This is a genomic window from Schauerella aestuarii, from assembly GCF_009866805.1.
GTDB classification, from domain to species: domain Bacteria; phylum Pseudomonadota; class Gammaproteobacteria; order Burkholderiales; family Burkholderiaceae_B; genus Schauerella; species Schauerella aestuarii.
This window is the reverse complement of sequence record NZ_SIZW01000037.1, coordinates 182295-188497: the sequence shown is the minus strand read 5'-3', so window position 1 is coordinate 188497 and position 6203 is coordinate 182295. Positions and strand designations below refer to the sequence as shown.

Here is a 6203-nt window from a genome sequence, read left to right as displayed (position 1 = left end):
GTGCTCGTGGCTTGCGCGCGGGTTTCGGAGGAGATATCCGACGCCGTCTTCGCCAGCGCGTCGCACATCGCTTGCAGGCGCTGTGCGGTATCGGCGTTGGCCTGTTGCGATTCTTCGCGCAGCGTCGTGGCGATCTCGGCCAGCGAAGCGGTCCAGGCGCTCAGGCGTGCCTGATCCTGATCTGCCAGGGCTTTCTGCAGATCGGCGGCGGCCTTCGGTGCATCGGCAGCCACTTGCACCACGCGGTCGATCTCCGCCAATGTGGCGGCGGCCTGCGCGCGCGTTTCGCTCGAGACATCCTGCGCGGTTTGCGCCAGCGCATCGCACATCGCCTGCAAGCGTTGCGCGGTATCGGCGTTCGCTTTCTCGGATTGCTCGCGCAGCGTGGCGGCCATTGCGGCCAACGACGCGTTCCAGGCGGCCAGGCGTTGTTCGTCCTGCGCGGCCAAAGTGGCGTGCATGGTTGCCTGGGTGTCGCCCACTGTACGTACCAGCGCCGCCGAGTGATCGGTAAACGTGGCTGCGGCAGCGGTAAGCGCCACTTGATTGGCATCGGCGGCTTGCGCGTTGGCACGCTCCTGCTGCGTGAGGGCCTCGCGCCAGCCTGTGGTCATGTTGCCGGCCACGTCGTTCAATCGCGTCGACACGTGTTCCAGCAACGCGCCCGAACGCGCATCGAAGGCACCGGCAAAGCCGTCGAGCGAGGTGCGCAGGTTTTGCGCCAACGCACTATTGGTGTCGCGTTGTTCGGCAAGCGCTTCTTTCCAGATCTCCGCCACGGTGGTGGTGGACGTTTCGAAGCGGGTGGATAGTCCATCGAGTTGCTGTTGCACGGCTTGCGTCACCGTCTCGTGCAGGGCAGCGCTTTCACGCGCGAGTCCGGCCATCGTGGCCTCCACAGCCGGCTGAATCGCCGCACTGGCCGAGCGCGCGCCATCGATCACGCTGTCTTTCAGTGTTTGCTCTACGGCGGCCGCCAGCCGGGTATAGGCCACGTCGGTGTTGCCATGGAAGGCTTCCTGATTCGCGGTCAAGCGCTCAGTCAACGCCAGATTGTGCTGCGCCATGGTCGTCATCATGGCTTCAAGCCGATCGATCACAGCGGGCATGATGTCGGCCTGGCGCTGCAGCAGCTTGAAACTCTCTTCGCGCTGATGCACAGGGGAATACACCCGCAAAACCGTGGCGATCTTGGTGTCGAGCAACTGCGCGGCCTTGAGCCGCTCGCGGCGGCACAAGGCCGAGAGCAGCCCCAGCATGGCCGAGGTCGCTACCCCGGCGACCGAGGTGCCGAAGGCAAAGCCCAGCCCCTTGACGGGTGCGGCGAGCGAGGCGCGGATGGCGGCCAGATCGGTCGAGCTTTCCAGGGCGAGGCCCGTGCCGCGAAGCGTGGCGATCATCCCCAGGAATGTGCCCAGCATACCCAGCAACACCAATAAACCTACTAGATAAGGGGTGAGGGTGGGGCCGGGCAGTCCGACGCGTTCGCCTTCCGTGCGCAGCCGTACGGCGTTGCGCAGGGTGGGCGGCAATTGCGCAAGCCAATCCCCCAGGCTTGCCGGCGCTTCGGTCAACCGATCGATCGCCCCCGAGAGGCGGGCGGTGGCCGACTGATAGCGAAACAATTCCAGTCCGCCCAAGGCGTACACCGCGCCGATCAGCGCAGTGACCGCCAGGGCGAGCGGGTTGACGTTCACATAGCCGGCGCCGATCCAGCACACAGCGGCCAGGCCCACGGCAAAAACAACACAATGAAGAAGTCGGGTCATGACGTCCGGGTTAACAGTCGCGAAGGGCGGCAAGCAGCCCTTCAATCGGTTGAAATCGAATATCCAATTCGGCGTGCAATACCGTCTGCATATCCTTGCGGAACACTTCCAGCCACGTACCGGGAGCAACCGGTAGCGGCCGTTCTGCAGCGTCGCCGTCGGCCGATGCGGTCAGTGCGGCCTGCTCGGCCTCGCGCAGCCGCGTGAAGTGCCCTTCCAGCAATTTGGGCACACCCGCCAGCAGACTGCGTTCGCGGGCGCTCAGGCCTTGTTCCATCACGGCATCCAGCACCGCAAGCTGCGTCATCTCGGGCGTGGTGGCCGCCAGCATCGCGCGCAAACGAATGCGCAGCGTGCCGATGCTCATTTCCATCGTCTGCTGCAGCGATACGTAGCGCTGGCGATAGGTGGCGTACTCCGCGTATTCCGCCGCCTTGCGCTTATCCTGGGGCGGCGCGCGCAGGTCGCCCCGTTGCCGGTTTGCCACAGTGGGTTTCGGTCCGGCAATGGCCTGTTCCAGCGAGGCCCGCACCCGGGCGCTTTCCTGCGCGCCGGCGCCTTCGTCCGGACGTGCGCCGGCAGGCGCCGATGCCGGTGCGCGACTCAGGGCCGTAGACAACGCAATCGCGTCGGTCCAGCCGAGCCATAAGCTCAGCCGGTCCGACGGCGATTGCCTGGATTCGGGGACTTCGGCGTCTGTCAGGCGAGCAAGCAAGCGAATGAGCTTTGGGCCGCTAAAACCTGTGCGCCGCGGCAGTTCTTGCACGCTACCACCAGGGTCAAAGACCGAGGAGTTTACACTTTGCCGGGCCTGCACCCGCACCTGCGGGCCGGGCCATCCCGATTCGGGTCGCTACGGCCCGCTCCCGCCCGCTCCCGCCCGTGGCGAATCGGCCTATGGCGCGTGCGATAGGGGGGTACGGCGTGAGCCTAGTGCCAGGCCAATTCGGCCGCGCTGGCGGGCCGGCCGATCAGCCAGCCTTGCCCCACGGCGCCGGGCACGCGTTCGGCCAGATAACGCCATTGCTCGGCCGTTTCGATCCCCTCGAAAATGAGCAGCAGCCCCAGCGAGTCGGAGATGTCGATTACGTGATTGACGATGAGAAGCGATGGGGAGTGCGTGCCGATCGATTGGGTGAACTGCCGATCGAGTTTGATGGCGCTCACCGGCAGGTTCGACAGATAGGCGAGGCTGGAATAGCCGGTGCCGAAATCATCGATGAAAACCTTGAAGCCCAGTGTGAGCAAACGGCCGATGTTGGTGGCCAGATCGTCGAAGCCTACCGTGGATCGTTCCGTGATCTCCAGGGCGAGTTGATGCGTGGCGATGCCATGCTGGGCAACGCGGTCGTTCAGAAAAGCGTGGTACGACGTATCGATCACATCGGCGGCCGACACATTGATGCTCAGGTAACGATGATGGCCGTCACGGAGCTGCTGCGCCAGTTCGGCGACCGCGCGTTGCGTGACCAGACGCGTCAACTTCCCGCCCAGGCCCATTTCTTCAGCCAGGGGAACGAAGGTCGACGGTGGCACATCTCCCAGCACGCGGTCGTGCCATCGCACGAGCGCTTCGAACCCCTCCAGCCGGTTCTGTCCGAACGATCTGAGCGGCTGATACACGATGGTCAGTTCGCCGCGCTTCAGCGCAGTGGCGAGACGGGTGCGCACTTCACGCGATGGGGTGAAGAACATCAGCCACAGCATCGAAAGCAGCAAGGCGGTCACCGTGCCCGTCAGCCCGAAATGCAGGTAGTTTGTGGCGAGCAGCGGCGACGCGTCCAGACGTGTAATGACGCAGATATCGGAGGCTTGCGCGTTCGAGCAGACCGTTTTCAAGCGCTCGGAAGACCACGCAAACCGGCTGGGCGTGCGGTGCAGGAGGTCGGCGTCGATCGTATCGCCGAAGGTGCGAAAAACATAATCGCCCTGGCGCGTGATGACCGTTGCGTCAAAGCCCCCGATCGACAGGCCATCGAAGGCGATTGGCGACGTGAACACGATGGCGTTGCCGGCCGCGGCCATATCGTTGGTGATCCGGTCGTCGACCAGATTGGCACGGTCTTTCCACAGTCTGGTGCCTTGCGTGGCGACGTAATCTTCAGGCGGAACGGCAAGCTGCTGGCGCAAGGTGCCCCACACGGCTGAACACACGAGCTGGCCGTCAATCACGCGCCCAATGTCGCGCATGTACCGAAAGCGGAAGAACAACGCGCGGAGTTCGAGCAGATCGGCGGCCGAGCAGGGCGGCAAGGTGGATTGGGTGGCCTCGCGCAGGGCCATTTTGCCCTCGTTGGCAATCTGCATGGCCATCTTCAGAACTTCGGCGTTGACGGCACCGAGTTCGTGATCGGCATGTTGGAACGCCACGTGGCGGCCGACGATGGCGCCCACGCCGCATCCAATCGCGGCGCATAGCAACAACGAGATCGCCGCGCGAGCCTTTGCGGTCACCACTCCATCCTAAGAGCATGCGAAAAAGCAGGACGTCGTGCGCCCACCGCCATTCGCTGTATTTTGGGTTGCCGTAGGATATAGCAACTTTATGTTTCACAAAATCATTCTTTCCGGGAGTGTTGTTTGTGAGCCGATCTTCATGCAGCCTCAGGGTTTGCAATGCGCGCATCATGTGAGTCGGGCAGGCACGTCGAATGCACGCTGCACTGCAATAAGCGTGGTGAGTTCACTCGTATTTCTGGGAGCAAGCATGGCCAAGGGCAATATCGCGGATTATCTGGCGCAAACACTGCAGCAGGCGGGCGTGGAGCGAGTATGGGGTGTCACGGGCGACAGCCTCAATGGCTTGGCGTTCAGCCTCGAAAAGCTCAAGTCCATCGAATGGATGCACACGCGGCATGAAGAGGTGGCCGCTTTTGCCGCCGGCGCGGAGGCCGCCTCAACGGGTCGGCTGGCCGTGTGCGCCGGCAGTTGCGGTCCGGGCAACCTGCACTTGATCAATGGCCTTTTCGATTGCCATCGCAACCATCAACCGGTGTTGGCGATTGCCGCGCATATTCCGTCGTCTGAAATCGGACTGGGCTATTTCCAGGAAACGCATCCTCAGGAGCTTTTCAAGGAATGCAGCCATTATGTTGAACTCGTCTCCAATGCAGCGCAGTTCCCGCGTGTGCTCGAGCGGGCGATGCGCACCGCTATCCAGGAACGCGGCGTGGCCGTGATCGTGCTGCCCGGCGATGTGGCGTTGAGTGACGGACCCGACGAAGCGCCGCATTGGACCGAAGCCTCGCCGCCCTGGGTGGTGCCGGCCAGCGCCGATATCGATCGTCTTGTCACGCTGCTGGACGATTCCAAGGCGGTGACGATCATGTGCGGCAGCGGTGCGGCCGGGGCGCACGATGAAGTGGTCGCCTTGGCCGATACGCTCGGCGCGCCAGTGGTGCATGCGCTGCGCGGCAAGCAGTACATCGAATACGACAACCCCTTCGATGTGGGGATGACGGGGCTGATCGGTTTCAGCTCGGGGTATCACGCGATGATGTCTTGCGACACGTTGCTGCTCCTCGGCTGCGATTTCCCTTACCGCAATTTCTATCCTACGGATGCCAAGATTGTGCAGGTCGATCTGAAAGGCGCGCAGCTTGGGCGGCGCACGCCGCTCGAACTTGGCCTGGTGGGCGGCGTGAAGGAGACGTTGACGGTGCTCCTGCCCAAACTGCAGCGCCACACCAATCGGCGCTTTCTGGACAATGCCCTCAAACACTATGCCTCCGCACGGGAAGGTCTGGACGAACTGGCCACGCCATCCAAAGCCGGCGAACCCGTGCATCCGCAATACCTCACGCGATTGCTCGACGAGCTGGCGGAGGATGACGCGATCTTCACGGCCGACGTAGGTACGCCAACCGTGTGGGCGGCGCGCTATCTCACCATGAACGGCAAGCGGCAGTTGCATGGCTCGTTCAACCACGGCTCCATGGCCAACGCCATGCCGCAAGCGTTAGGCGCACAGTCTGCGCATCCGCAACGTCAGGTGATTTCGATGTCGGGCGACGGCGGGCTCTCGATGTTGATGGGCGACTTGCTGAGTGCCCGGCAACTCAATCTGCCGATCAAGATCATCGTGTTCAACAACAGCTTGCTCGGCTTCGTCTCGATGGAGTTGAAAGCGGCCGGCTACGTGGACACCAACGTCGATCTGAGCAAAACCGATTTCGCAGCGATTGCCAATGCATCGGGCATCCTCGGAATCCGGGTCAACGATTCGCAGAGCCTCGAGGCGGCGCTCAGGCAGGCACTGGATCATCCGGGCCCGGCGGTGGTGGACGTGGTGGTGTCGAAGTACGAGCTTGCCATGCCGCCGAAGATCGAGCTGGCGCAGGCCAAAGGCTTCAGCCTTTTCGCGTTGCGCGCGGTCATGAGCGGGCGTGGCGATGAGGTGATCGAGCTGGCGAAGACCAATCTGCGTTGAGGCCG

General features: G+C 63.2%; 4 protein-coding genes. 1 reads left to right on the top strand and 3 read right to left on the bottom strand.

The window, feature by feature from the left end:
• The 3 genes from EYW45_RS01585 to EYW45_RS01575 form a co-directional block, all read right to left on the bottom strand.
• On the bottom strand, positions 1 to 1769 hold a 1769-nt coding region (locus EYW45_RS01585; RefSeq protein WP_161133620.1), incomplete at its 3' end, for a DUF802 domain-containing protein.
• Positions 1770 to 1779: 10 nt separating this feature from the next.
• Entirely contained in the window at positions 1780 to 2484 is a 705-nt protein-coding gene (locus EYW45_RS01580) for a DUF3348 domain-containing protein (RefSeq protein ID WP_235938747.1), read from the bottom strand.
• A 215-nt stretch (positions 2485 to 2699) separates the two neighbouring features.
• Positions 2700 to 4223, bottom strand: coding sequence for an EAL domain-containing protein (locus EYW45_RS01575; RefSeq protein ID WP_161133618.1), 1524 nt, complete (start codon positions 4221 to 4223; stop codon positions 2700 to 2702).
• 253 nt (positions 4224 to 4476) lie between these two features.
• On the opposite strand from EYW45_RS01575, the gene poxB reads away from it, so the two are divergent.
• Positions 4477 to 6198: a ubiquinone-dependent pyruvate dehydrogenase gene (gene poxB, locus EYW45_RS01570; RefSeq protein WP_161133617.1), complete on the top strand. Its 1722-nt coding sequence runs from the start codon at positions 4477 to 4479 to the stop codon at positions 6196 to 6198.
• Positions 6199 to 6203: the final 5 nt, after the last annotated feature.